The 23,692-nt window shown below is 68.3% G+C and carries 29 protein-coding genes; 12 read left to right on the top strand and 17 right to left on the bottom strand.

The annotated features are described in order from the left end of the window. Nucleotides 1-1,212: an MFS transporter gene (locus B7R21_RS15115; RefSeq protein ID WP_116284051.1), complete on the top strand. Its 1,212-nt coding sequence runs from the start codon at nucleotides 1-3 to the stop codon at nucleotides 1,210-1,212. 19 nt (nucleotides 1,213-1,231) lie between these two features. On the opposite strand, the gene B7R21_RS15120 is transcribed toward B7R21_RS15115, so the two are convergent. The 5 genes from B7R21_RS15120 to B7R21_RS15140 all read right to left on the bottom strand — a co-directional run bounded on the left by B7R21_RS15120 (nucleotide 1,232) and on the right by B7R21_RS15140 (nucleotide 3,904). After that, the gene (locus B7R21_RS15120) at nucleotides 1,232-1,546 is read right to left on the bottom strand and encodes a winged helix-turn-helix domain-containing protein (RefSeq protein ID WP_116284052.1); all 315 of its coding nucleotides are present in this window, start codon (nucleotides 1,544-1,546) and stop codon (nucleotides 1,232-1,234) included. Continuing rightward, nucleotides 1,543-1,974, bottom strand: a complete 432-nt coding sequence (locus B7R21_RS15125) for a chemotaxis protein CheY (protein WP_116284053.1) — start codon at nucleotides 1,972-1,974, stop codon at nucleotides 1,543-1,545. Before B7R21_RS15125 ends, B7R21_RS15120 begins: the two co-directional genes overlap by 4 nt. A gap of 93 nt (nucleotides 1,975-2,067) precedes the next feature. Continuing rightward, on the bottom strand, nucleotides 2,068-3,219 hold the full coding sequence (locus B7R21_RS15130) for a DUF4232 domain-containing protein (protein ID WP_116284054.1): 1,152 nt from the start codon (nucleotides 3,217-3,219) through the stop codon (nucleotides 2,068-2,070). Beyond that, nucleotides 3,216-3,425: a helix-turn-helix domain-containing protein gene (locus tag B7R21_RS15135; protein ID WP_116284055.1), complete on the bottom strand. Its 210-nt coding sequence runs from the start codon at nucleotides 3,423-3,425 to the stop codon at nucleotides 3,216-3,218. Before B7R21_RS15135 ends, B7R21_RS15130 begins: the two co-directional genes overlap by 4 nt. After that, nucleotides 3,425-3,904, bottom strand: coding sequence for a DUF2975 domain-containing protein (locus B7R21_RS15140; protein ID WP_116284056.1), 480 nt, complete (start codon nucleotides 3,902-3,904; stop codon nucleotides 3,425-3,427). Before B7R21_RS15140 ends, B7R21_RS15135 begins: the two co-directional genes overlap by 1 nt. A 102-nt stretch (nucleotides 3,905-4,006) precedes the next feature. Between B7R21_RS15140 and B7R21_RS15145 the strand changes: the two genes are divergently transcribed. Then, a complete protein-coding gene (locus tag B7R21_RS15145; RefSeq protein ID WP_116284057.1) occupies nucleotides 4,007-4,798 on the top strand; it encodes a GNAT family N-acetyltransferase in 792 nt (263 codons plus the stop codon). A 13-nt stretch (nucleotides 4,799-4,811) separates the two neighbouring features. Here the strand turns inward: B7R21_RS15145 and B7R21_RS15150 are convergent, their stop codons facing one another. Both B7R21_RS15150 and B7R21_RS15155 read right to left on the bottom strand, forming a co-directional pair. Next, complete coding sequence (locus tag B7R21_RS15150) at nucleotides 4,812-5,060, bottom strand: LPXTG cell wall anchor domain-containing protein (RefSeq protein WP_116284058.1); 249 nt, start codon at nucleotides 5,058-5,060, stop codon at nucleotides 4,812-4,814. Between the two features lie 118 nt (nucleotides 5,061-5,178). Beyond that, nucleotides 5,179-6,138, bottom strand: a complete 960-nt coding sequence (locus tag B7R21_RS15155) for a hypothetical protein (protein ID WP_147305909.1) — start codon at nucleotides 6,136-6,138, stop codon at nucleotides 5,179-5,181. 120 nt (nucleotides 6,139-6,258) lie between these two features. Between B7R21_RS15155 and B7R21_RS15160 the strand changes: the two genes are divergently transcribed. Beyond that, nucleotides 6,259-7,161, top strand: a complete 903-nt coding sequence (locus tag B7R21_RS15160) for a patatin-like phospholipase family protein (RefSeq protein WP_116284060.1) — start codon at nucleotides 6,259-6,261, stop codon at nucleotides 7,159-7,161. A 14-nt stretch (nucleotides 7,162-7,175) separates the two neighbouring features. On the opposite strand, the gene B7R21_RS15165 is transcribed toward B7R21_RS15160, so the two are convergent. Next, a complete protein-coding gene (locus tag B7R21_RS15165; protein WP_116284061.1) occupies nucleotides 7,176-7,895 on the bottom strand; it encodes an SDR family NAD(P)-dependent oxidoreductase in 720 nt (239 codons plus the stop codon). Between the two features lie 95 nt (nucleotides 7,896-7,990). Here B7R21_RS15165 and B7R21_RS15170 point away from each other — a divergent pair, with 95 nt between their 5' ends. Then, entirely contained in the window at nucleotides 7,991-8,629 is a 639-nt protein-coding gene (locus B7R21_RS15170; protein ID WP_116284062.1) for a TetR/AcrR family transcriptional regulator, read from the top strand. 10 nt (nucleotides 8,630-8,639) lie between these two features. Here B7R21_RS15170 and B7R21_RS15175 read toward each other — a convergent pair whose 3' ends face one another. Beyond that, nucleotides 8,640-9,179 (bottom strand): cysteine hydrolase family protein, encoded by a 540-nt coding sequence (locus tag B7R21_RS15175; protein ID WP_116284063.1) that lies wholly within the window; start codon nucleotides 9,177-9,179, stop codon nucleotides 8,640-8,642. A 166-nt stretch (nucleotides 9,180-9,345) separates the two neighbouring features. Between B7R21_RS15175 and B7R21_RS15180 the strand changes: the two genes are divergently transcribed. The 3 genes from B7R21_RS15180 to B7R21_RS15190 all read left to right on the top strand — a co-directional run bounded on the left by B7R21_RS15180 (nucleotide 9,346) and on the right by B7R21_RS15190 (nucleotide 12,912). Continuing rightward, nucleotides 9,346-11,820: a cell wall anchor protein gene (locus tag B7R21_RS15180; RefSeq protein WP_116284064.1), complete on the top strand. Its 2,475-nt coding sequence runs from the start codon at nucleotides 9,346-9,348 to the stop codon at nucleotides 11,818-11,820. Between the two features lie 100 nt (nucleotides 11,821-11,920). Next, nucleotides 11,921-12,517, top strand: a complete 597-nt coding sequence (locus B7R21_RS15185) for a DUF3887 domain-containing protein (protein ID WP_116284065.1) — start codon at nucleotides 11,921-11,923, stop codon at nucleotides 12,515-12,517. Beyond that, the gene (locus B7R21_RS15190) at nucleotides 12,514-12,912 is read left to right on the top strand and encodes a hypothetical protein (protein ID WP_116284066.1); all 399 of its coding nucleotides are present in this window, start codon (nucleotides 12,514-12,516) and stop codon (nucleotides 12,910-12,912) included. The genes B7R21_RS15185 and B7R21_RS15190 overlap by 4 nt, the downstream gene beginning before the upstream one ends. On the opposite strand, the gene B7R21_RS15195 is transcribed toward B7R21_RS15190, so the two are convergent. Continuing rightward, nucleotides 12,895-14,226, bottom strand: coding sequence for an FAD-binding oxidoreductase (locus B7R21_RS15195; protein ID WP_116284067.1), 1,332 nt, complete (start codon nucleotides 14,224-14,226; stop codon nucleotides 12,895-12,897). The two genes, B7R21_RS15190 and B7R21_RS15195, sit on opposite strands and share 18 nt — an antisense overlap. 28 nt (nucleotides 14,227-14,254) lie before the next feature. Next, nucleotides 14,255-14,737, bottom strand: coding sequence for a DUF1772 domain-containing protein (locus tag B7R21_RS15200; protein ID WP_116284068.1), 483 nt, complete (start codon nucleotides 14,735-14,737; stop codon nucleotides 14,255-14,257). 112 nt (nucleotides 14,738-14,849) lie between these two features. Here B7R21_RS15200 and B7R21_RS15205 point away from each other — a divergent pair, with 112 nt between their 5' ends. Further along, the gene (locus B7R21_RS15205; RefSeq protein ID WP_116284069.1) at nucleotides 14,850-15,443 is read left to right on the top strand and encodes a TetR/AcrR family transcriptional regulator; all 594 of its coding nucleotides are present in this window, start codon (nucleotides 14,850-14,852) and stop codon (nucleotides 15,441-15,443) included. A gap of 40 nt (nucleotides 15,444-15,483) precedes the next feature. On the opposite strand, the gene B7R21_RS15210 is transcribed toward B7R21_RS15205, so the two are convergent. Both B7R21_RS15210 and B7R21_RS15215 read right to left on the bottom strand, forming a co-directional pair. Next, the gene (locus B7R21_RS15210; protein ID WP_116284070.1) at nucleotides 15,484-16,929 is read right to left on the bottom strand and encodes a sensor histidine kinase; all 1,446 of its coding nucleotides are present in this window, start codon (nucleotides 16,927-16,929) and stop codon (nucleotides 15,484-15,486) included. Continuing rightward, nucleotides 16,926-17,630 (bottom strand): response regulator transcription factor, encoded by a 705-nt coding sequence (locus B7R21_RS15215; protein WP_116284071.1) that lies wholly within the window; start codon nucleotides 17,628-17,630, stop codon nucleotides 16,926-16,928. Before B7R21_RS15215 ends, B7R21_RS15210 begins: the two co-directional genes overlap by 4 nt. 217 nt (nucleotides 17,631-17,847) lie before the next feature. Here B7R21_RS15215 and B7R21_RS15220 point away from each other — a divergent pair, with 217 nt between their 5' ends. Genes B7R21_RS15220 through B7R21_RS15230 form a run of 3 tightly spaced genes read left to right on the top strand, consistent with a single transcriptional unit; the run spans nucleotide 17,848 to nucleotide 19,887 of the window. Further along, entirely contained in the window at nucleotides 17,848-19,176 is a 1,329-nt protein-coding gene (locus tag B7R21_RS15220; RefSeq protein WP_216364256.1) for a DUF2079 domain-containing protein, read from the top strand. Between the two features lie 44 nt (nucleotides 19,177-19,220). Beyond that, nucleotides 19,221-19,604, top strand: coding sequence for a cupin domain-containing protein (locus B7R21_RS19770; protein WP_172592199.1), 384 nt, complete (start codon nucleotides 19,221-19,223; stop codon nucleotides 19,602-19,604). A 55-nt stretch (nucleotides 19,605-19,659) separates the two neighbouring features. Then, entirely contained in the window at nucleotides 19,660-19,887 is a 228-nt protein-coding gene (locus B7R21_RS15230; protein ID WP_116284074.1) for an RNA-binding S4 domain-containing protein, read from the top strand. 19 nt (nucleotides 19,888-19,906) lie between these two features. Here the strand turns inward: B7R21_RS15230 and B7R21_RS15235 are convergent, their stop codons facing one another. Next, nucleotides 19,907-20,116, bottom strand: coding sequence for a hypothetical protein (locus B7R21_RS15235; RefSeq protein WP_116284075.1), 210 nt, complete (start codon nucleotides 20,114-20,116; stop codon nucleotides 19,907-19,909). Nucleotides 20,117-20,149: 33 nt separating this feature from the next. On the opposite strand from B7R21_RS15235, the gene B7R21_RS15240 reads away from it, so the two are divergent. After that, entirely contained in the window at nucleotides 20,150-20,605 is a 456-nt protein-coding gene (locus B7R21_RS15240) for a luciferase domain-containing protein (RefSeq protein WP_253259840.1), read from the top strand. Between the two features lie 33 nt (nucleotides 20,606-20,638). Here B7R21_RS15240 and B7R21_RS15245 read toward each other — a convergent pair whose 3' ends face one another. Genes B7R21_RS15245 through B7R21_RS15255 form a run of 3 tightly spaced genes read right to left on the bottom strand, consistent with a single transcriptional unit; the run spans nucleotide 20,639 to nucleotide 23,557 of the window. After that, nucleotides 20,639-21,445, bottom strand: a complete 807-nt coding sequence (locus B7R21_RS15245; RefSeq protein WP_116284077.1) for a 2-oxo acid dehydrogenase subunit E2 — start codon at nucleotides 21,443-21,445, stop codon at nucleotides 20,639-20,641. Beyond that, nucleotides 21,442-22,425, bottom strand: coding sequence for an alpha-ketoacid dehydrogenase subunit beta (locus B7R21_RS15250; protein WP_116284078.1), 984 nt, complete (start codon nucleotides 22,423-22,425; stop codon nucleotides 21,442-21,444). The genes B7R21_RS15245 and B7R21_RS15250 overlap by 4 nt, the downstream gene beginning before the upstream one ends. A 1-nt stretch (nucleotide 22,426) precedes the next feature. After that, complete coding sequence (locus B7R21_RS15255) at nucleotides 22,427-23,557, bottom strand: thiamine pyrophosphate-dependent enzyme (RefSeq protein WP_116284079.1); 1,131 nt, start codon at nucleotides 23,555-23,557, stop codon at nucleotides 22,427-22,429. Nucleotides 23,558-23,692: the final 135 nt, after the last annotated feature.

Genomic DNA, 23,692 nt, shown 5'->3' on the forward strand with positions numbered 1-23,692 from the left:
ATGACAAGCTCGTCCTACCCACTCGTCTCGGTGCTCCGGGCCCGCCACACCGGGTACCTCCTGTTCACGTCGCTCCTCGGGCGGCTCCCCGGTGCGATGGCGGCGCTCGCGATCGTGCAGCTCGTGCGGTCCACGAGCGGGGACTTCGCTTTCGCCGGGCTCATCACGGCGGTCTACGTCATAGCGGGCGCGGCGGGACAGCCGCTTCTGGGCCGGCTCATCGACAGGCTCGGCCAGGTCGCTGTTCTCGCCATCAGCGGCGTCCTGAGCTTCCTGGCGTTCACCGGCATGGCACTGACGCTCGACCCGGCGCCGGGAGCCGCCGTGGCACTGGCCGCAGCCGCGGGGCTCTTCACACCGCCGCTCGAGCCGGCCCTCCGCGCACTGTGGCCGCGCCTGGTGCGCCCGGGCCCGCAACTGAAAGCGGCCTTCAGCCTGGATGCCGGGGCCCAGGAGATCATCTTCATCGTCGGTCCCCTGCTGACGGTCGCCGGCATCGCCCTCTTCGGCCCGATCGGCAACCTGCTGTTCGCCGGCGGGCTGGGCCTGATCGGTGCGCTCGCGTTCATCCTCAATCCTGCTCCGTGGGCCGCTTCGACGGATCGGCAGAGCGACCTCACCCGGTCCGCCAGGGTGCGGTCGCCCATCCTGATGCCCGCCATCGCACGGGTCACCGTTTTCACGTTCGGCATCGGCCTCCCCGTCGGGGCACTCACCATCGTCGCGACCGCCTCCGAGGCGGCTCGATCAGGCACAGGGCTCCCCGGGCTCGCCGGGTGGATCCTCGCCGTGAACGCTGTCGGTGCCCTGGTCGGCGCGACGGTGGTCGGGATCCGGCCGCTCGGCTCGACGCCCGCACGTCTGCTCACCCTCTGCGGCACTCTTCTCGCTGTCGGGTACCTCCCGCTCGCCGTCACGGCACTGCCGACGTGGGCCTACCTCCTCGCCGCGGGCATCTCGGGACTGATGCTCCCTCCAACGCTCGGCCAGGTCTTCGAACGCGTCTCGCAGCTCAGCGCGCCTGCCGCCCTCACGGAGGCGAACGGCTGGATCGTCAGCGGCATGACTCTCGGAATCGGCACCGGCACACTCGCGGCCGGCATTGCGGTCGGCGCCTCGGGCACCGCGGCGATCACGTGGATCGTGCTCGCCGCCTCCGCGCTCACAGCGCTGCTCTCGCTGGTCGTACGACCGGGCAGACGCCACCGCTGACGTCCCCTTCGCGGCCCACCTACCGATTCGGTTCGCCGGCGATCTCCCGGAGCGCTGCCAGATGGGCCGCCCAGGCGGAGCGCCCCAGACGGGTGAGGGTGAGGGAGGTGCGCGGCATCTTGCCGACGAACGACTTGCCCACGGAGAGGTACCCCGCGGACTCCAGCGACGAGACCTGCTTGCTCAGCGCCGAGTCGGTGATCTCGACCGCGTCCCGCACCTCCCCGAATCCGAGCGTGCCAGCGCGGTCGAGCGCTGCCACGATCGAGAAGCGAACGGGGTTCTGCAGAAGATCATCGAGCCGGTGCCGTGGATGCTGCTCGAGGGCGGTCACGAACGAGCCTCGCGTGCCGCGCAAATCATCGCCACCACGAGCACGAGTCCGGATGCGATGCCGGCCAGGAGAACAGATCCGTGCGCCCAGATGGCGACGGCGAGTGCCGCAGCGTACGCGATGAACCAGCTCACGATGTACCCCGTCCAGCGGCGGCTGCGAGAGAACGCCGATCGGCCCTGGATACTCGCCATGAAGAAGATCAGGAGCGCGAACACCACAGCGAGCGTGCCGACGTAGGCGAGCCCGAAGGCGTCTCCTGCGGTCAACGCCATCGCGAACGTTCCCATCGACGTCGCCACGCCGAGCGCGAGAATGAATGCGATGTAGGGCCAGCGGGTGGCGTTGTGCGCGGAGCGACTCAGCCGATCTGCCTTGTCGAGGAGGCGCTGGGCCTCCGTGGCGGTCATGGTGGGTGTGGTGTCCATTCGTGATCCTTTCGCCTGGTCCCATCATCGCAACTACTTACCGCTTTCGCAAGTACTTGCATACGCTCTGCATGGGCAGCCGGGCGCTCGGGGTCAGCAGGCGGTGGGACTGCTTCGACAGGCGGACGCCCAGGCTGTGACCGCGACGTCGGCATTCTGGATGAGATCGCCGGTCATCGGCAGCGCCACCCGTTCCGCGCCGGGGTACGGGGCGAGGTGGAGGTAGGCGACCGTGTGGTCGGGGTCCCTGGGTTGGGCATCCCAGCCGAGCCGGGCGGTCACCGACTGGCCGGCACTCAGGATGATCGGGGCAGGGCCCGGGTCATCGGAGGTGAAGGATCCGCCGTGCACGAGGTGCAGGGCGAGCAGGAAGTCGTTCGCGTCGGCGAACGCGAGGTCGGGATACCCGTTCAGCACGCAGTCGACCCCGGTGTGGTTGGTCGCCAGCAGCTGGAGGGAACGATGGCCGGCCGCACCATCGACTGCGCCGGCCTCCAGGGCGAGTTGGTCGTCGCTGCACCACTGCGGGTCGACGACGGGTGATCCCTCAGCGACCAGCGGAACGGCGGGTCCCGTCGGCTGAACGATCGGTGCGGGGTCGGACGGATCGGCGGGCACGCTGTACCCCGTGAGCGATGACGAGACGACCACTCCCAGAACGGACACCGCAGCGACCGCCCCGACGAGCATCCGTGAGACACGCCCAAGTTTCCGCGCGGATGCCCGGGACGAGAGCCCGGCTCCATCCGCCCCGGCGAGCAGCACGGCCGGGATCCAGCCCCACACGAGGCCCCAGAGAACGCCCGACCGGATGGCGTCGGGGAAGCCGTCGAACGCGTTCCAGACGCGGCTCGGCGGCCAGTCGTGGAGAGTCTGCCCGAGGGCCAGGGCGAAGCCCACGAGGGCGGCCGCGAGGAGGGCTGTGAACCACGCTGTCACCGTGCGGCTCAAGCGACTGGTGACGCGATCCGATCCGGATTCCGCGCCCGGAAACCGGCCCGCTGCCAGTCGCGAAGCGATGACGATCAGCGCGCCGACCGCCACGGCGGACACGATGGGGGTGACGACGTTCCAGGGCGGATCGGAGACCCAGGTCACCGAGCGGACCGCGGCGGGGAACACGAGGTCGGCAAGCGACGACGGCAGTGTGCTCTTGAAGGTCAGCGCGATGTTCAGCCCGTTGACGAGCATCCAGAGCGCAGCAGCGACGACGCCCGCCAGGAGGGGCTTCCCGTCGCGAGTCATTCGTCGGGCACGTAGCTGAGGATGTCACCGGGCTGGCAGCCGAGCGCCTCGCAGATCGCGTCGAGGGTGGTGAACCGGATCGCTTTGGCGCGCCCGTTCTTCAGGATCGACACGTTCGCCACGGCGAGGTCGATCGCTGTGGCGAGTTCGGTGACGGACATCTTGCGTTTGGCAAGTTCCACGTCGAGGTTGATGACGATCGGCATCAGATGACCTCGGCCAGTTCGGACTGGTACTGGATCGCGGTCTGCAACAGACGCCGCATGACCACCACGACGAGCGCCAGCGCGACGGCCACGCCCACGGCCGCCGCTGCAACCACGGCCAGCACCGCCTCGGCCTCGTGCGACGGCTGCGTCTGGCTGACGAGGAAGTAGACGAACCCGCAGGCCGCGAACACGGCGGCGAGGCCGAGAGCGGCGATCGCCGTGTTGGTCCACCGGTCGGCACGGGTGCGGGCGTCGAAGATCGACGTGTCGCGAACCATGCCCGCGAGCATCCAGACGCTGATCAGCACGGCCTCGACACACAGCGCACCGGCGACGATGAGGCAGACCAAAACGACACCGGACACACCCCCGACGATCGGCGCGGCCAGCGAGCCCGCCCAGACCTGCACAGCGACACACGCACCGAAGAGCGCGACGAGCAACACGCGGAGGAACACATCGACAAACCCGGTCATGGGGAGAGCATATCGAAGATCGCGCGCTCTGTATCGATAGTCAATATTCAAGGGTCGGCTCTCGCCCGGATGGTGCCTGCGGCCCGCGTTAGCCTGACGTCTATGACTTCAGCCGAAAAGTACCTCCGCGCCTACGACGAACAGTTGCGAACCGACGCCGAAACGCCGAGCGCGGTCAGCGTGACGCGGCTGGGTCCGCTGCGCCTCGTCACGTTCGCTGGCGGCCGCGGATTCATCACCTACCGCGACCTCGGAGACGCTGATGCAGGCCGGATGGCCGAACTCGTCGCAGACGGCCTGGAGCACTTCCGGGCCGATCCCGAGATCTCAGGCGTCGAGTGGAAGACCCGCGGGCACGACCGCGCACCGGGGCTCCGGGAAGCCCTGGTCGCCAACGGATTCGAACCGGACGAACCCGAGTCCATCATGATCGGACCCCTCGATGCACTGTGCGAGAACGCCCCCGTGCCGAGCGGCGTGACCCTGCGTCGCGTTGCCAGCGAGGGCGAGGTGCGGGCGATGAGCGCCATGGTCGACGAAGCATTCGGCGACAGCGTCGACACTCGGATCGCGGATGCCCTGGTCGCGCGACTGGAGCGCGGTGACGGGATGGAACTCTGGGTGGCGGAGACCGACGGAGCGATGGTCTGCGGCGGCCGGCTCGAACCCGTGCCGGGCACGGACTTCGTCGGCATCTGGGGCGGTGCGACGCTTCCGGCCTACCGGGGTCGAGGGATCTACCGGGCGCTGACGGCCGCGCGAGCCCGGTCGGCGCTCGACGCGGACAAGAAGCTCGTGCACAGCGACTCGACCGAAGACTCCCGGCCGATTCTCGAGCGATCCGGGCTCGTGAAGGTGTCAACGACCACACCCTTCAACTGGACGCGCCGATGACCGTCCGCGCTCTCTAGAACCGGTCGATTCTCGTCTCGGGGCGCGCCTTCCGTCGCCTCCGCACGATGAACCCTGCCGCTCCGGCGAGAATCGCGACGGCGACGGTGATGAGCAGGGCGACCCAGGAGGTGTCGCCGATGCTGGCGAGGTCTCCGGACGCCGACCCTCCACCGGCCCCAGAGGACAGCGTCGAGCAGCCGGCCAGCAGGAGGGTGAGGGCGACGACAGTGATCGTGCGGGCGAGGCGGCCGGACGGGCCCATGGTGACTCCTGGAGCGGAACGGGTTCAGTGGAAGGGCGAAAGCCGACCACAGTGGTGAGCCAAGTCAGTGTGCCGGGCCGCTTCGGCCTCCGACAAGATCCTCTTGCGGACACGTCCGCTAGAGGGCGGCGGTGCCATTCGCGGTCGACGAGTCGGCGGCCCACGCCACGCCGAGTGCGAAGAGGGTCGAGACGCCGTAGTGCTCCATGGCGGATGCGATCCTGCGCCTGCCGGTTCGGGGGTTGATGCCCACCCGGCGTGAGGCGGTGTCGAGGGTGATGCCGGTGCGCATGAGTCTGAGCAGCGGCGTCCAGGTGTTGCCGGCTGGCTCGGCCGGCTCGGCCTTCTGCCACAGCTCCTCGAAATACTGTGTCGCCATTCCCGCGAGCGCAGCGTTCCGAATGCCGAGCACGCTGGTGGGACGACTCTCTCCCCACTCGAACGGAACGGCGAGGTGGTCACCATCCACCCAGAACCAGCTCGACGGAGCATCCAGCAGCCGGTATTCGACACCGGCGGCGCGGTAGTTCTTCATGCGGAGGATGGCAGCCTCATCGTCGGCCGCCCAGGTCGGCATGATGACACGTACGGCGTCTTTGGCTGCCAGTGCGCGGCCGAACTGTTCGGCGCGTTCGGGTGACGGGTGGAGGAAGCGGTCGACCTCCGGCAGCACAGCGTCGAGCGTTCCGCCGTCACGGCGCACGACGTCGTACCAGAGGTCCTCGCTGGCGTGACGGCCGTGGCGGGTGATCACCGGAACAGGATCGGACGAGGTCTCCCCCACCGACCAGTTCCGCAGCATCTCCGGTAGGTCGACGACGATCTGTTCGAGCGCAGCCAGAGCCTCATGGGCGTCCCGGCGAAGTGCCGCCGACCGCTCCGAAACCGCTTGGGCGGCCCAGAGCGCCGGGTTGTCATACGCCAGTTCGTCACCGTCCCCGCCGAGAAGTCCTCGTTCGCGCAGGTCGAGGACCTCCGCCCGCGCCTCGGCCTCCGTCAGGTGGGAGAGTGAGGCGAGCTCCCGCACCGTCGTCGGGCGCCCGCGGTAGATGATGGCGAGAAGAGTGTCGTCGTGCATCCGGGCCCCATGCCTGTCGAGGGGGCCACCGGTCTCCGGCGCCACCTCGTTCATCATGCCGGTGGGCCCCCGCAGCCGCAAACCTCCGCACCCCTCTGCTGCGAGGAGTAGCGTTGGAGCATGAGCGACGAAGACACCCGGCCCGACCAGAGCGGCCCGCGCCGCGCCATCGTTCTGAGCGGAGGCGGCGTTGCCGGTATCGCGTGGGAGACCGGGCTGCTGACCGGGCTGCTGAAGCACGGCATCGACCTGCAGGCCGCCGATGTGATCGTCGGAACGTCGGCCGGATCGGTCGTCGGGGTCAACCTCCGCGCCGGAACCCTCGACGACACCTTCGCCGCCCTGATGGCCGACAGCGACGAGGATCGCCCCGTGGCAGACCCCTCGCCTGCGGGAGCCGAGGATCGCGACCTCTCCCGCACGATGAAGGCCATCATGGCGGGCATCGCGAGCACCGAGGGCGAGGCGGCCGCCAGGCGCACGATCGGCGAGCTGGCCCTCGAGGACTACCAGCGATCCGACGACAGGGAGAGCCTGGCCCGTATCGCTCCCCTTCTGCCCAGCGAAGAGTGGCCAGAGGGCGAACTCCGTATCACCGCCGTGGAGGCCGAGACCGGTCACTTCACCGTCTTCGACCGCGATTCGGATGCCGAACTCACGAGCGCGGTCGCCGCCAGTTGCGCCGTGCCGGGGGTCTTCAAGCCGATCACCATCGGCGGCCATCCGTACATGGACGGCGGAATGCGCTCGTCAGCGAACGCCGACGTCGCCGCCGACTGCGCGAGCATCCTGGTGATCGCCTGCTCCCCCGAGCCCCCCGTCAGCGGCACCGGCCCGACCCTGCCCGTCACCATCGACACCCTCAGGGGCATCAGCGACGTGTTCGTCGTCGAGGCCGATGAAGAGAGCACGCTCGCGTTCGGAGAGAACCCCCTCCTGATGCACACACGGCGTGCCTCCGCGGAGGCCGGTCGGCGCCAGGCCGATCTCGTCGTCGAGGCCGTGCGGGCCTTCTGGGGCTGATCGCCGGCGAGGTCTCAGCGCGTTCCTCCATAGGCGGACGGGACGAGGTCGAGCTGAGGCTCGCCGCTCTCGACCAGCTCGAGGATCGCCTCAGCCACCCGCTCGGGCTCATCGAAGACCGCCCCGGCCGTCATCGTCTCGGCATCAGCGCGGCCTGCTCTGATGGAGCTCAGGAACTCCGTGCTCGTCGCGAAGGGGATCATCGTGGAGACGACGATCCCGGTGCCCTCGAGCTCATTCCGGGCGACGGCCGACAGACGTTCGAGCGCGATCTTCGACGCGACGTAGCCGCCCGTTCCCGGAACATCGGCGAAAGTCGTCCCTGAGCTGACGTTGACGATGGCGCCGGAACCCTGCAGGCGCATGACCGGCAGCACGGCCTGCATCGTCGAGAGCGGTGCCACCAGATTCAGCTCGAGGATGCCGCGGAAGTCATCCAGCGAGAGCTGTTCCACTCCAGCCTGCACACCCTGGCCGGCGTTGTTGATGAGCACGTCGACGCGCCCGAACGCGTCGAGCGTGGCCTGCCCCAGGGCGGCCACCTGAGCGGGATCGGTGACATCACAGCGCACCCCGAGCGCCCTGTCGAGCTGATCGGCGAGCTCCCGCACGCGATCCTCACGCCGGGCGGCCAGAACCACCCGCGCTCCCGCAGCAGAGGCGGCTCGCGCGGTCGCGGCTCCGATACCGGATGACGCACCCGTGATGATGACCACGGAATCCTTGATCTTCATTCTCTTCTCCTCGTTCCCGGCAACCGTTCGACTGCACACCCTATTACGCTACTCCTCAGTAGCGTAATAGGTGTTCCTTCGGGTACCGTGGCCTCATGGCCAGCGAAACCCCGCCGACAGGCACCACGAAGACGACCGATCCGCACGCCGGCCGTCCGTACGATCGCTCCGGTGACGCGCTGATCCTGGCCGCGACCCTCGACCTGCTCGCCGAACGCAGCTACGAACGCGTCACGCTGGATGACGTGGCGGCCCGCACTGGGAAGGCGAAGACCACCATCTATCGCCGGTGGGCCACGAAAGACGACCTCGTGCTCGCCGCGACCCGCTCGATCGGGCAGCCCCCCGAAGTCGCAGAGCTTCCCGACGAAGGCACGTTGCGGTCGGACCTGCTCGCCGTCGTCGATTCACCCTGGCTCGGCGGGCCCGCCCGGCGGATCGTGATCTTCGCGGGCCTCCTCTCCGCCGCGCGAAGCTCCCCGGCGCTGTCCGACGCGATCCGCCTCGAGATCACGGAGCCGTATGTCGACGTGTACCGGCGCATCCTCGAACGCGCCATCGACCGCGGAGAGATCCCCCCGCAGCTGGCGTCCCGTGTGCCGATCCTGGCCGACGTCATCCCCGCGATGAGTTCCCACCGTTCGAGCACCAGCGGCGGAGTCATCCACCGGGACTTCTTCGTGGCCGTGATCGACGACGTCCTCCTCCCGGCGCTCGGCGCCGGCGCCACCTAGCGCGGGCCTGTCAGCGGAAGTCGGCGGCGCGGGTGACGGTCGCGAAGCTTCCGTCGAGAGCCGCCAGGAACGCGGCGTGCACGCTCGCCCCCGGAACGGTCGTCTCTCCGAGGCGCAGGTCGGGCGCAGCGCAGGCATCGGAGATCACGGTGCAGGTGAAGCCGAGTTCGTGGGCGGCCCTGGTGGTGGAATCGATGCACATGCTGCTCATCATTCCGACGATCACCAGATCGGTGACTCCCGCGCCATCGAGGATGCCCTGGAGCCCCGTGCCGAGGAAACTGTTCGGCTCGTGCTTCTCGAGGACCGTTTCACCTTCGAGGGGTTCGACGCTCGGGTGAAAGGCTGTTCCGGGCGTTCCAGGCAGGAAGAATGTCGCATCGGAGTCCGTGGCGACGTGAAAGATGTGAACGACGGGTTCGCCCGAGAGGCGGAACGCGTTCAGGACGGTGCGCGCGGCTGCGGCCGCGGCCTCCGGCTCGACAAGAGGGAACGCGCCTCCGGGAAAGTAGTCGAGCTGGATGTCAACGAGAAGAAGAGCACGGGCCATGCCTCCAGTATGGGGCAGCACGCGAACGGAAGGTCGACCTCCCGGATCCTGCCCGCGGCGCCCGATGTTCATGCGGTTGCAACACCCCATTCCTGTGCGTCTGCGAAGGTTCAGGGGCTCTTGATTGAGAGTTACCTGACAGACGATGCAGCCCACAAGGAATCACATGCCTTTCGCAGTCACCCGTCCATTCTCGTCAGCCGGAAGGATCCGTCTCGGCGCAGCCGTCGTGATCGGCGCCGTCGGCCTGTCTCTGCTCGCGGGCGTTCCCGCAGCCGACGCCGCCCCGGCAGCCCAGGCCGCTCCTGCCGACGATCTCGGCTCGCGCTTCACGCTGGCGGTCCTGCCCGACACGCAGTTCTACTCGCGATACTCCGCCGACCAGTTCCAGCCCCGCTACGGCAAAGACCCGTTCCAGGTGCAGACAGAGTGGCTCACGAAGAACCGTGACGCGCTCAACATCCCGTTCGTCACCGGCCTCGGGGACATCGTCGACCAGTCGTGGCAGGAGAACGAGTGGGTCGCCGCCGACAACGCGATCAAGACCCTCGACGACGCCGATCTCCCGTACTCGACGGCACCCGGCAACCACGACGTGCGGGACTCCAACGACGACCTCGACGACACCTCCTACGACCTCAGCCAGGAGCCGTTCCTGAAATGGTTCGGACCCGACCGGGCGAAGGAGGTTTCGACGTATGAGGGCAGCGATCCCACCGGCATGAGCCAGTACCACCTGTTCGAGGCCGAGGGCCAGCAGTACATGGTGCTCGCCCTCAGCTGGCGCGTGTCGGATGCGACGATCGCCTGGGCCGATTCGGTGATCGATGCGCACCCGACGGTCCCGGTCATCCTCACCACCCACCAGGTGATCGACATCGATTCCGATGCCATCTCGCCGAAGGAGACCGAATACGGTCTCGAGCTCTGGGACAAGCTGATCACGACCAACGACCAGATCTTCCTCACCATCAACGGGCACTTCCACGGCGAATCCCACCTCGTGAAGACGAACGACTTCGGCCACTCCGTCACCCAGATCGTGATCGACTACCAGATGGCCTACGAGGGTGGCGATGGCTACCTCGGCCTGTTCGAATTCGACCTCAGCAACAACAGCATCAACGTGCAGACCGCCTCACCCTGGGTCACCTGGAAGCCGCAGGAGACGCTCACCAGCTACGACCAGCCCTTCCTCGAGGGCGTCAACCAGCAGTTCGAGGTGCCTATGGACTTCGCGGCACGCTTCGAGAGCTTCGACCCCGCCTTCACGATCGGCGCTGGGACCCAGCCCTCTCTCTCGGACAAGGCACGCGACATCCTGCTCGACGGCTTCACCGGGCCCGACCCGACCTCCACCGAAGCACCCGGCAACACCGAGGACTACGTCGATGTCGCAGGCACGCTCGCTCACTGGCGCTTCACCGGAGACTCCGGAGTGGTGGCTGAGGGCCAGACGGTGACGGATGTCGCGGGCGGCAACGACCTCGCCAGAGCCAGCATCGCCGACTCGGGTGCGGCGAACGCCGAGGTCGGAGACGTCACCATCGGCTCCGACCACGCCTACCTGTCGTCGGATGATGCGAGCGTCTGCTTCGCGAACGCCGATCGCAACGACTCGCGGTACAGCTACCTCGCCACGGCGAGTGACGCCCCGGTCAACAACGAATCGTTCGACAACGGCTACACGATCGAGTCGTTCCTGAAGATCGACCCCTCGTGGACCGCAGACGACAACCAGTGGATGATGGCGCTCATCCGGGCCGGCAACCGCAATGAGATGCCCGGCGTTCCCTACGACCAGTGGGGCAACGGCGGACCGGTCGTTCTGGGCGTGTCGAACCTGAAAGAGTTCCAGTGGAGCGTGATCCCGAACGAACCCGGTCTCGGCGACCGGGTCAACTGGTCTGGTGAGATCCAGCTCGACACCTGGATGCACGTGGCGATCATCAACGATCCGGCCGATCGCACCACCACCATGTACGTCAATGGCGCTCCGGTGCTTCGCAATGCAACCGACACCGTGGGCCAGAGCTTCGTACCGGATGCCCCGTGGCTGATGGGCGCGGGCATGGACCGCAACACCCCGGGAGCAGGCTGGAACGGCTGCATCGGAGAGACGCGGATCGTCGATCACGTCATCGACCAGTCCCAGTGGCTGACCGCTCGCGCCGACCTGACCACCCTCACCCTCACCGACGCACCCGAGGGATCACTGCCTGCCCAGACACGGTTGACGACGTTCTCGGGAACGGGGCACCCCGGCGCCGAGGTGCGGATGGCCGGCAGCATCGCGGGCACCGACGTCATCGACGAAGACGGAACCTGGTCGATCGTGCTCCCGGAGGCCTTGCCCTCCGGCGCCTATGAGGCGTCGGTCGTGCAGGCACTGGGAACCCGCGAATCGGATCCGGTGGCCTTCGACTTCGACATCGAAGGTGTCGCCGAAGCCCCTGCACCGAGCACCGGAGCGTCGGACCCGACCATCGCCATCGGTGGCGGCGCGCACTCGGAGACACTGGCGAACACCGGAGCCGAGCTGCCCGCAGTCGGGATCGCCTCGGCGCTCCTGCTGCTGACGGCCGGCGGCGCACTGCTGATGCACGTGAGGCGCCGACGCGCATCACGGGCCTCGGGGTAACAGACCGCCCGCCGATACGTCGGCTCGTCGGCTCGTTCGGTCCTGAACGTGCCTTGCGCGCCAGAAGCCGTAAATGTATTGTTTACATGTGCAAGCAAACATGACACAGCTTCTGGCGCTGCTTCGGCAGCAGTCGGACGCTCTTCGCGCTGCGCCAGTGCGAAACGATCCGGACGACCGCACCCGGCTCATCCTGGACGCCATCGAGATGCGGGCCACCTCGGAACAGATCGTGGTGGCCGCCGTCCGGCAGGCACGAGAAGACGGAACGAGCTGGCAGGAGATCGGTGACGCACTGGGCGTCACCCGACAGGCGGCGTTCCAGCGATACGGCAAGTCGATCGATCCACGAACAGGAGCACCCATGAACACCACACCCCTTCCCGAGGCCATCGGCTTGGCCAACACGGTGATCGACGACCTCGCGGCGGGCAGATGGGGTGACGTCGCCGCCCGGTTCGATCCGAAGATGCGGGAGGGATTGCCTGTCGACGCCCTCAGCGCGGCGTGGGCGCAGATCGTCGGCCAGGCAGGATCCTTCGAGGCGCAGGGAGCGACCGAATCCGCGCGGGCGGCGGACGTGACGATCACGAACACGCCTCTGGCCTTCGAGGCGGGTGACTTCATCGCGAGAATCACCTTCCGCGATGACCAGACCATCGCGGGCCTGTACATCCTCGACCCGAAGTCGGCGTGACGCCCCGACGCCGCGGAACGGTCGACACGGTGATCACCGACACCGTTCTCGCGATCACTCCGCGCGGTCGGTGGAAGTTCTTCAGCCTGCGGCGCCGCCTCGAGATACCGCATGCGGCTGTCATCTCGGCGCGCGTCGTGCCGGATCCGACCCTCGTGGTGCCGGTTCGGATCCGGGTTGGCGGAACGGGAACGCTGACCCTTCGCGCCGGATACATGCGCGGCAGAACAGGCCGGTCGTGGTGGTGCTACCGCTACGGGCAGCCCGCCGTTGTCGTGACCGTCGACCTCCCCCGGCTCACCGACCTGGTCATCATCACCGATGACAACGCAGCGACCGTCGACGCGCTCAGCGCGCGAAGGGGAAACGCCGTGAGCTCAGCCGAGCAGGCGTGACCGGAGGAAGCGGTGCTGCGGGTCGATGACGTCTGCGATGGATCCGGCTCGCGCACGGAGGTCTTCGGAAAGAGCGTGAGGCACGTGGGGGGCGCCTTCGATCCAGGAGCCGGGGGCGGTGCCCGCGTCGGCGCTCGACCACACCGATCGGAGCCGGACGAAGGTGGCATCGATACGGTCGCGCGAAAAGAGGTCGAGCGACCCGACAGCATGGTAGATGAAGTGACCGGGCGGGGCGACGACCGCCCCGTCTCGCGTCGAGGCCGGGGCGCCGGCGAGGTGGCGGAGTTCGACCATCACGACCGCCGCGTCATCCGTGAGCGCCTCGGAGAACAACTGCGCGGCGATCTGCGGGGTCGAGGCATCGAGCCAGCGGGCATCGCCGACGGCCGGTGTGGCGGCCGGAGGGTCGAGGTGGATGCGCGCGAGCCCGGCCGCATCGGTGGGGCCCCACGTGTTCATCACGGGCTCCGCGATGTCGCACAGGGCCTCGATCAGGGGAAGAGCCGAGGCGGGGCCGTCCGGGTCGGCAAGGGCGAGGTGCAGGGCCGGCTTTCCGCGGAGCTCCTCGGGGAACGCGGGCAGCGGCGGAACGTGGAGCACCGAGAGGCTCGAGGACACGCCTGCGCCGACGGAGGAGATCACGCGGGACCACACGGCGACGAGTTCGGGAAGCGCGTCGACCGGCCAGAGGAGCGCGCCGGCGTGGAGGTCGGGAGCCGGCACGAGGTCGAATTCCAGGGTGTGCGCGATGCCGACACCGCCTGCTCCGCGGAACGACCAGATCGCCTCACGGTCCACTTCGTCTTCGGCGTCATCGCGGGCGATGCGGAGCCGGCCGTCGCTGTCGACGTAGTGCACGGCGCGGAGGGAACCGCTCGCGAGCCCGTCACGGCGGGCGAGCCATCCGATCCCGCCACCGAAGGTGTACCCGGAGACGGCGACGGATGGTGCGGAGCCGGCGAGCCCGAGGAGCCCGTGCTTCTGGGCCTCTCGATTCACCGCCGACCACGTGGCACCGGCTCCCACCCGAGCGGTGCGGGCATCCGGATCGATCGACACCTCCGTCAGTGCCGATGTGTCGAAGATCACCACACTCTCGTCGACGAGCGCTCCCGCCCCGTGGCCAGTGGCCTGCGGGACGACCCGGAGCGGCCTTCCGACAGAGCGTTCCAGCGCGGCGACTTCGCGCAGGGCGACGGGCAGGTCTGCGGCGGTGCCGATGATCGCTACGCGGACGGGATGCTGGCTGACGGAAGAGGTGTGGGGGCGGGTTACTGCAGCGTAGCGGGGGTCGTTCTCGTCGAGGAGCATGAGGAGCCTTTATATGTTCGAGGGTCGGTCAGAGCAGGATGAGGGCGATCGCCAACGCAAGCAGCGCCAGGCCCTGGAGAGAGGCCCTCAGCACGATGATGCGATCCCATCCCGCCTGGAGCGCACGAGTGTTGCTGAGCGTCTCCCCACGATCAGCTGCCGCCGTCAGGATCCGGTTGATCGGGGCACTGACGCGCGTGTAGAGCACGAGCCAGATGACCAGCAGAACGAAGGCGACGCCGGACGCGACGGCCGCGTCGGGGGCGCCCGCGAAGGCCGCCAGAACGGCGGAAGCCGCGGAGCCCACCAACCCGATCACCCCGGGGACGGGCATCCGCCTGTCTCCGTAGCGATGCACGTTGCCCATCACCGTGGCCAGCGCTGCGTCATCGACGCGTGCGAGAGCCGGGCGCAGAACCAGAGCGCAGAACGCATCCGTTCCGAAGACGACGCCCACTCCGACGACGGCGGCGATGGCGGCACTGGCGGCGATCACTGTTTCTGAGTTCATGATTCCTTCTCGTTCCCTGAGTGCTAGCAGTGCTAACTTCTGATGACGCTAGTCCGTGGGATCGACCGCGTCAATAGCGACGCTTTGAAGGCTAGCGCTGCTACAGTGACGTATGGGCATCGAAGAACGCCGTGCGCGCAACCAGGAAGCACGTCGGCGTCTGATCACGGAGACGGCGCGAGCGATCGCCGAGCGAGAGGGCTGGGGAGCCGTGACCACGCGGCGACTGTCGGCAGAGATCGAATACAGCCAGCCCGTCATCTACAAGCACTTCAGTTCGCTCGACGACATCACCGACGCGGTGGCGCTGGAAGGCTTCGCAGAACTTGCCGAGGCCCTCCGGGAGGCGCGACTGGCCGCAGGCGCGCCTGGGTCTGTGGCTGCTTCGGATGCCGTGCACGCCGTGGCGATTCGCTACGCGACATTCGCCACCGACTCTCCGGCGCTCTACGAAGCAATGTTCACCCGGGCCTCCCGCCTGCCCTTCGGTGAGGGCGCCCACCCGGAGCCGTCGGCCGCCTTCGCCGAGTTGAGGGCGTCAATCGCGCCGAGAGCCGGCGATGACGATCTCGAGCTCCTCACCGAGGCGCTCTGGGCGGCACTCCACGGACTCATCACCCTCAACACCAACGCCCGGCTCCGACCCGAGCACCAGAGTGCCCGGATCGACCTCATCGTCAACCGGATCGTGCCGTACGCCTCCTGACCGGTCTCTCAACGGATGCTGAGGCACCTGTTCGGTGCGATCACTGCGGAAGGATGACGGTGAACGTCGTGCGGGCGGGCATCGAGTTGACGGTGAGCGTGCCCTCTGCCGCCTCGACGATCTCCGAGGCGATCGCCAGTCCGAGCCCCGCTCCCCCGGTGTCCCGCGAACGCGACTCATCGAGCCGAACGAAGGGTTCGAAGATCCGTGCCTGGTCGTCGCCCGGAATCGGCGCGCCATCGTTCGCGATCTCGATCCACACCGCTGACGTGTCGCCGTCGACCTCCAGCTGGATGCGGACGGAGGTGCGAGCGTGCCGGAAGGCGTTGTCGAGCAGATTGACGAGCACCTGACGGAGCTCCCGGGTCCCGAGCCACACCGACGCCGCTTCGGTCGGCGCCGGATGCTCCAGCCGAACGTCGGTGCGTGAAGACCGGGCCGCGACATCCGCCAGGGCGTCCCGCAGAACGGCCGTGGCGTCGGTGCGCATCCCCGGCTCCGGCGACTGGCCGGCACCGGCTGCCGCGAGTTCGAGGAGGTCGTGCGCGAGGCCCTCGAGACGTCGGGCTTCCGCGCGAACGTGGGCCAGCGTCCACTCTGCCGAGATCGCATCGGGGTGAGCCTCGGCGACGTCGAGGGCCGTGAGGAGCGACGAGATGGGGCTCCGCAGTTCGTGGGCAGCATCCGCGGTGAAACGCTTCTGCCGGAGGGCCGACTCATCGATCCTGGTGAACAGCGCGTTGAGGGTCGTGGCCAGGGCCCTCAGCTCGTCATCGGAGTCGGGGACGGCAACCCGGGCACCATCGGGGGTCCCCGGGATCGCATCGGCCGCGCGCCGCATCTCATCGACAGGACGGAGGGATCGGCTCGCGGTTATCAGCGCCGTGCCCGCCAACAGCACGACTGCCAGGACCACTCCCGCCCAGAGGAACGGATCGATGGCGGCCACGGCCTGGTCCGCGGCCGTCGTGGTGACGAAGACGTAGGCCCGATACGCCGTGAGGTCGAGGTCGGCGACCGGACCACCCGGAAGATCTCCGTCTGCGCCGACGAGGATGCTCGACGCCCGGAGCGTGCTGCTGACCGCGGTCAGGGTCTGCCCCGCCAGCGGCCCCGCCGGGATCGTGGCCGTGAACACTTCTCCCCCTCGCTGCGATGCTTCGCCGGTCGGAGGGGGCATGATCGGGCCTCCGCTCTCCGCCTCCACGATCTCCGGGGACGAAGAGATTCTCGCCCCATCGGTGCGGACGAGTTCGTAGGGCAGAGACCCGAACGCACCCGACAGGCGCACGTTCTGGCGGGTCGCGTCGATGATCTGGGAGGCTTGAACCGCGGCCAACTGCTCTGTCGCGGTCATCTGGGCCGAATGCAGGCCCGCGCGCACCAGGAGCGCTCCGCTCACCAGCAGGACCGAGGCGAGGATGCCCGCGATCAGCGCGATGCGCACCGCGATGGTGAGACGGCCGAGCAGGCGCACGGCCGTCATCCGGAGCTTTCGGCGTGACGGTCGGCCGCGGGGCGATCGTCGACGAGGCGATAGCCGGCACCGCGGACGGTCTCGAGGGAACGCCGACGGAACGGTGCGTCGATTTTGCGGCGCAGCACGCTGACCCTCGCCCCGACGAGGTTCACGTCTTCCGCTTCGCCCGGCCAGACCTCCCCGAGCAGGGTCGCCTTAGACACCACGGTGCCCGCGGCCCGGATCAACGTCTCGAGGATGTCCCGTTCACGCCCGCTGAGGTCGATCGGCGTTCCTGCGCGCCGAACCCGCCGTCGGGCGACATCCAGAACGAGGTCGCCGACGGAGATCTCGTTCTCGGCGATTGCAGCGGGGCGGCGGAGAAGGGAACGGATGCGCGCGACCAACACGGGGTAGCTGAAGGGCTTTCGCAGGTAGTCGTCCGCCCCGCTCTCCAGGGCCTCGACCTCGTCGAACTCGCCGTTCTTGGCGGTGAGCACAATGACCGGCGTAATGACGCCCTCCGCGCGCAACCGGGCACAGACCGCGAAGCCGCTGAGCTGCGGCAGCATCAGGTCGAGAACGATCACGGAATAGGCGCCGGTCGCTGCCATCAGGTAGCCGGAGCGCCCGTCGTAGACGGTATCCACTGTGAAACCTTCGGCGGTGAGCCCGACGGAGAGAATTCCGGCGAAGGCCCGCTCGTCATCGACGACCAGGATGCGCATTGCCCCAGTCTCCCACCCCGCGCCCCGAACGAACCTGACGGGAAAGTCAGGGCGCGTCAGTAAGAGGTCAGCAACCCGCGCCCACCCTCGGAACATGGCCCACCGACATCCACCCGCCGCCCCTTCCGCCCAGGATGTTCGCCGCGCCCGAATCCGAGGGGCGATTCTGTTCGACAGTGCGCGCTGTCTGGGTTGGGGAAGTGCGGTGGTGTTCGCCGTGCTCTTCGCAACCCTCTCCCTCCGTCGACACGCCCAGCTGTTGACCTCGGGGTATGACCTCGGAATCTTCGACCAGGGGGTGCGTGCCTACTCCGAAGGGAGACTGCCGTCATCGCTGTTGAAGGGCATCGACTATCCGCTGCTGGGTGACCACTTCTCGCCGCTCCTGGCTACCCTCGCTCCCCTGTACCTCGCCCTCCCCGGCCCCGAGACGCTGCTCGTCGCGCAGGCCGTTCTGGTCGCCGCCGGAGTCGTACCCCTCACGATCTGGGCTGCCCGCAGCCTGGGTCTCCGAACGGCGCTCGTGGTCGCGGTCAGCTACGGACTGTCGAGCGGCCTTCTGCACGCGATCGCCTTCGACTTCCACGAGATCGCGTTCGCGGTTCCCCTTCTCTCCTTCTCCCTCACGGCGCTCGGCAACCGGCGATTCCCGGTTGCGGTGCTCTGGGCCGCACCGCTGGTTCTGGTCAAGGAGGACCTCGGATTGACGGTGGCGGGGATCGGCGCTCTGATCGCGGTCACGGCGGGCCGATCCGGTCGGCCCGGGCGATGCCTCGGGGTCCTGACAGGCCTGTTCGGCGTGGCCGCAACCGTGCTGGAGAGCTACGTTGTGATTCCTCTCTCCAACCCTGTCGGCCAGAACAGCTACACCGGGCAGCTCGGGCCGGGCGGCGCCATCGCCCAGCTCGTGACCCTCATGTCCAACGACCTCAAGGTGACCACCGCTCTGACACTGCTGGTGCCGACAGCGTTCATCGCGTTGCGCTCGCCCATCGTGCTTCTGGTCATCCCGACCCTGGCGTGGCGGTTCCTCTCCGAGAACCCCGGCTACTGGGGGAACGCGTTCCACTATGACGCTGTACTCGTGCCCATCGTGACGGCCGCCTTCATCGACGGGCTCGTCCGGCTGTCGAGAGCGTCGCAATGGACAGCCGCCGCGCACCGGCTCGTTCTCGTGGCAAGCCTGGCGGCCACGGCCGCACTTCTTGCCGTGTCTCCGCTGGCACAGCTTCTCTCCCCCACTCTGTGGCAGCCCACGGCACACGTGACAGCGGCCCGCAGCGTGCTGGCGAAGATTCCCGACGGCGCCACCGTCGCGGCGTCGAACTCCCTCGCCCCGCAGCTCACCGGCAGAACCGAGGTCAGCCTTCTCGGCATCCTCCCGATCGAAACCAGCCAGCCCCGATTCATCGTCGCCGACACCTCCATCCCTCACCAGTTCCCCCTCGACGCCGACGCTCTCACCAGCCTCGTCTCCTCAGCGCAGGCCGCCGGCTACCGCATCGTCGACGTCTCGGACGGCGTGACGCTTCTCGCGCGCCCCTGACACCCGAGTGGCTCAAAACCCGGCTTCGGTGGCAAGATCGTCAGGTGGATCAGAACCCTGTGGAACGCGTCACGCTCGCCTCTCTCGACCTCGGCGACGCCGCACGATTCAGCGCTGTCGATGTGCGCCGGATCACCATTGCCCCGAGCATCCATCCCGGGGCGCACTGGCACGACGGGCCCGTCTTCGGCGTCGTCGAATCCGGATCGGTCCACTTCCGGGTCGGCGACCAGGACGAGGTGATCCTCCGCTCGGGAGACACCTTCTTCGAGCCCGGCAACGCAACCATTACCCGATTCGATGCCACGAACGAAGGCGTCACGTTCCTCGCCTGGTTCCCCCACCCGACCGGGGCCGACCCGGAACTGACCATGGGCGAGTTCCCCCCACAAGACAGCACCACCCCGACGGCGCCTCGCGCCCGATGAGCACCGAAGAAGGCCGGAACGCTGACGCGGCGGGCGCGCGATGAAGGATTCCAGGATGACGAACCCGAGCCCCGTCGACGACATCCCGATCGGCGGGGAGATGATCCGCCTGGGGCAGTTCCTGAAGTTCGCAGGGCTCCTCGACTCCGGCGGCCTCGTCAAGGACGCCATCGCAGACGGCCGTGTGAGCGTGAACGGAGAGATCGACAGGCGCCGGGGGCGACAGCTGCAGCCCGGCGACATCGTCGGTTTCGGGGGGCGTCGGTTCCGCGTCTGCCCCTGAGGCTTCGGCCGCCGGTGTTCTAGCGGCCTCGACGCGTTCGACGGAGTCCGAGCACGATCAGGATGACGCCGACCACCGCGACGACGACACCGATGTACAACCACATGCGGTCACCGGTCATCGAACTGCCGGGGATGAGGTTCGCGCCCTGGCCGGCGAACACGGCGCCCACGATGAGTGCGATGGCGCCGACGACGATGAGTGCGATTCGGGAGACACGGTTGTCCATGAGCCCAATCTACCGCCGCGGTAGCGTTGTCGGGTGAACGAACCGAAAGGAACGGGCGGGCGACCGGAGGTCTCCCGCGAAGGGCCCCAGAGGCAGCTGACGGAACGATCCCCGGCCGCGCTGTGGGGTCGGCTGGTGGGCGCGGTCTTCGAACTGGATGGCGTGGTCGAGGGTCACAGCCAGGTCTCGCCGCCATCATCCAGAGCCGTCTTCCTGGCCGACCAGCTGGTCGAACGTGCGCCGGAGACGTCGCTGGCGCCCGGCAGGCGGCTCGAGCCTGTGCATCTGCACGGGGTCACGGACACGAGCATCCACCTCTGCCTGCCCGCCGAGCGGGGCGCCGAACTCACCGACCTGGGATGGGGCGAACCCCACCAGTACGAGGATTTCGGCACCGAGTTCATGATCTATGGCCCGCGCGACGAGCGGGAGCTGACGTTCGTCCTCTCCGTGGTTCGCGAGAGCATCGGGTTCGCTCGCGGCCTCTGACACCCCCCGAGCCATTCCTCGTGCGCACGGGCGTCAGAGCGCGGCGCGCCAGGGATCGGTGAGGATGCTGCCCACCTCGGCGAGCACGTTCGACCCGAGCTCCCCGTCGACAAGGCGATGGTCGAACGTGAGGGCGAACTGCGCCACCTGCCGCACGACGACCTCGTCTGCCACGACCCACGGCATCGGCCTGATCCGGCCGAAGGCGAGGATGGCCGCCTCGCCGGGAGGGAGGATCGGGGTTGCCGCGTCGATGCCGAGCGCACCGATGTTCGTGATCGTGATCGTTCCGTGCGCGAGCGCCGCCGGAGCCGTGGTGCCTGCTCTGGCCGTCGCCACCAGGTCGGCGAGACTCTCGGCCAGTTCGCGAAGGCCCAGGCGCCCCGCATCCTTGATGTTCGGCACGAGCAGTCCGCGCTCAGTGGCAGCGGCTATCCCGAGATTGATGTCGTGCTTGATGACGATCTCCTGGGCCGCTTCGTCCCACGACGCATTGATGCCGGGGAACCTCTTCGCGGCGACGACCAGGGCCCGCGACACGAGCAGGAGCGGGGTGACCCGCACGCCCTGCCAGCCGCGATCGGCACGGAGTTCGGCGACGACGTCGAGCGTGGAGGTGACGTCGACAGTCAGCCATTCGGTGACGTGCGGTGCGGTGAACGCGGATGCGGTGACGGCCGCCGCGGTCGCCTTCCGAATGCCACGGATGGGAACCCGCGTCTCGGCGAAGGGCCGCGCACCCGCCACCACCCCGGCCACGGCGGACTCCCGGATCGGGAGGTGGAATCGCCGGCTCGCCGCGACGCTCGGCCCGCTGCCGACCAGCACCGAGGTCGTCATGAGGCGACCTGGAACGACAGCGAGCGGTCGATCGCGACGAGCACGCGGTCGATGTCAGGCAGGAACTCGTTCTCGACGCCGGCTGGAGGGTACGGGATGTTGTACCCGCCGACTCGCAGAACAGGCGACTTCAGGTCGGCGAAGCAGTGCTCGGTGATGGTGGCGGCGATCTCGGCCCCGATGCCGCCGAACGTGCTCGCTTCATGAACGACCACGACACGTCCGCTCCGCTTCGCGGCGTCGAGGAGGGTGGGCAGGTCGAGCGGCGACAGGCTCCGCAGATCGAGAACGCCGACTGAGTAGCCGTCCTCGTGCGCTGCCGCCGCCGCCGCGAGCGCCAGCGCAACGCTCGGCCCGTGCGCCACCAGGAGGGCGTCGTCGCCGCGCCCGAGCATCCGCGAACCGTGGAGGGGCAGATCTGCGTGCGGTTCGACCTGGCCCTTGTCCCAATACCGTCGTTTCGGTTCGAAGAAGATCACCGGGTCCTCGCTGGCGATGGCCTGCTGGATCATCCAGAACGCGTCGTTCGGATTCGAACACGACACCACCCGGAGTCCGGCGGTGTGCGCGAAGTAGGCCTCGTTCGACTCGCTGTGGTGCTCGACCGCACCGATGCCGCCGCCACCCGGGATGCGGATCACGATGGGCAGCGTGAGGCGTCCCCCGGATCGCGCGCGGAGCTTCGCCAGCTGGCTCACGATCTGGTCGAAGGCCGGGTAGACGAAGCCGTCGAACTGGATCTCGCAGACCGGCCGGAACCCCCGGAGGGCCAGCCCGATGGCCGTGCCCACGATCCCCGATTCGGCGAGAGGCGTGTCGATGACCCTGTTCGCCCCGAACTGCTTCTGCAGCCCGTCGGTGACGCGGAAGACCCCGCCGAGGCGCCCGATGTCCTCACCCATCAGGACGACACGCTCATCTGCCTCCAGGGCGCGGCGGAGACCGGCGTTGAGGGCTCCGCCCAGAGTCATGGTCTCCATGTCACACCCCCGCGTCCAGCATCGAGGTGAGCGCGCAGAATTCGGCTCGCTCGCGTTCCATCACGGGATGCGGTTCGGCATAGACGTTGCCGAACAGTTCCTCGAAGCGGGGCCGCTCGATCGAGAGGCAGGCGGAGCGGATGTCGCGGGCGAAGTCATCCGATTCCGCACGCAGCCCGGCGAAGAACTGCTCCGCCGTGCCGAGCTCACCGAGCAGCTTGGCCATGCGGGAGATCGGATCGCGGCCGCCCCAGAGCGTCACCTCGTCGGCGCCCCGATAGCGCCCCGGGTCGTCCGAGCTGCTGTGGCCCGCCATCCGGTATGTCTGGGCTTCGATGAACGCCGGCCCCCGGCCGGAGCGCACGTGCAGGGCGGCCGCCTCGGTGACAGCGTGCACCGCGAGAACGTCGTTGCCGTCGACATGCCAGGCGGGCATCCCGAAACCCGCCGCCCGCTGGTGCAGTGGCGCTCCCATCTGCGACGAGGACGGGGTGGATATGGCCCACTGGTTGTTCTGGCAGAAGAACACCACCGGCAGCTTCATCGCCGCCGCCCAGTTGAGGGCCTCGTTCACGTCGCCCTGGCTCGCCGCGCCGTCGCCGAAGTAGGTGAGCACGATGTCGTCGGTGCCGGCCAGCCGGGACCCTGCGGCAAACCCGGTGGCGTGCAGGGTCTGGGTGCCCAGAACGAGCGAGTAGAGGTGGAACCGCCTGGCCGAGCCGTCCCAGCCGGCGTGGCTCGCCCCGCGCCACGGGGAGAGCAGCTCCGATGCCGTCACGCCGCGGGAGAGAGCTGCGGCGTGCTCGCGGTAGCTCGGGAAGACCATGTCGGCCGCATCCAGAGCCCTGATCGATCCGACCTGCGCCGCCTCCTGGCCCGCGCACTGCAGCCAGAGATTCAGTTCGCCCTGCCGCTGCAGCGCGAGCGCTTCGACATCCAGTCGCCGGGCCAGCACCATCTCCCGGTAGAGGGACTGGGCGAATCCGACATCCACACCGCGGCTCTGCCCCAGCTCGGTGAGGGTGCCGTCGCTCTGCACGAATCGGATGACGTCACGTTCGGGTGTCGGAATGGACTGTGGTTCGAGCTCGGGCGCGATGCGCTCGAGCGATGCAACATCTTTGTTGCTCATGGTGTTCTCTTCTGCCGGTAGGCGCGAGTCGTAACGGTCTCAGAACTTGTGGTCCCGATCGAACGGCGATGAGTTCGCCGTACAGCACCATTTGAACACTCGTCACGGATTTCCGCCAGAGCCCATCGTTACGGG

Source organism: Subtercola boreus (genome assembly GCF_003399625.1).
In the GTDB taxonomy this organism is placed as follows: domain Bacteria; phylum Actinomycetota; class Actinomycetes; order Actinomycetales; family Microbacteriaceae; genus Subtercola; species Subtercola boreus_C.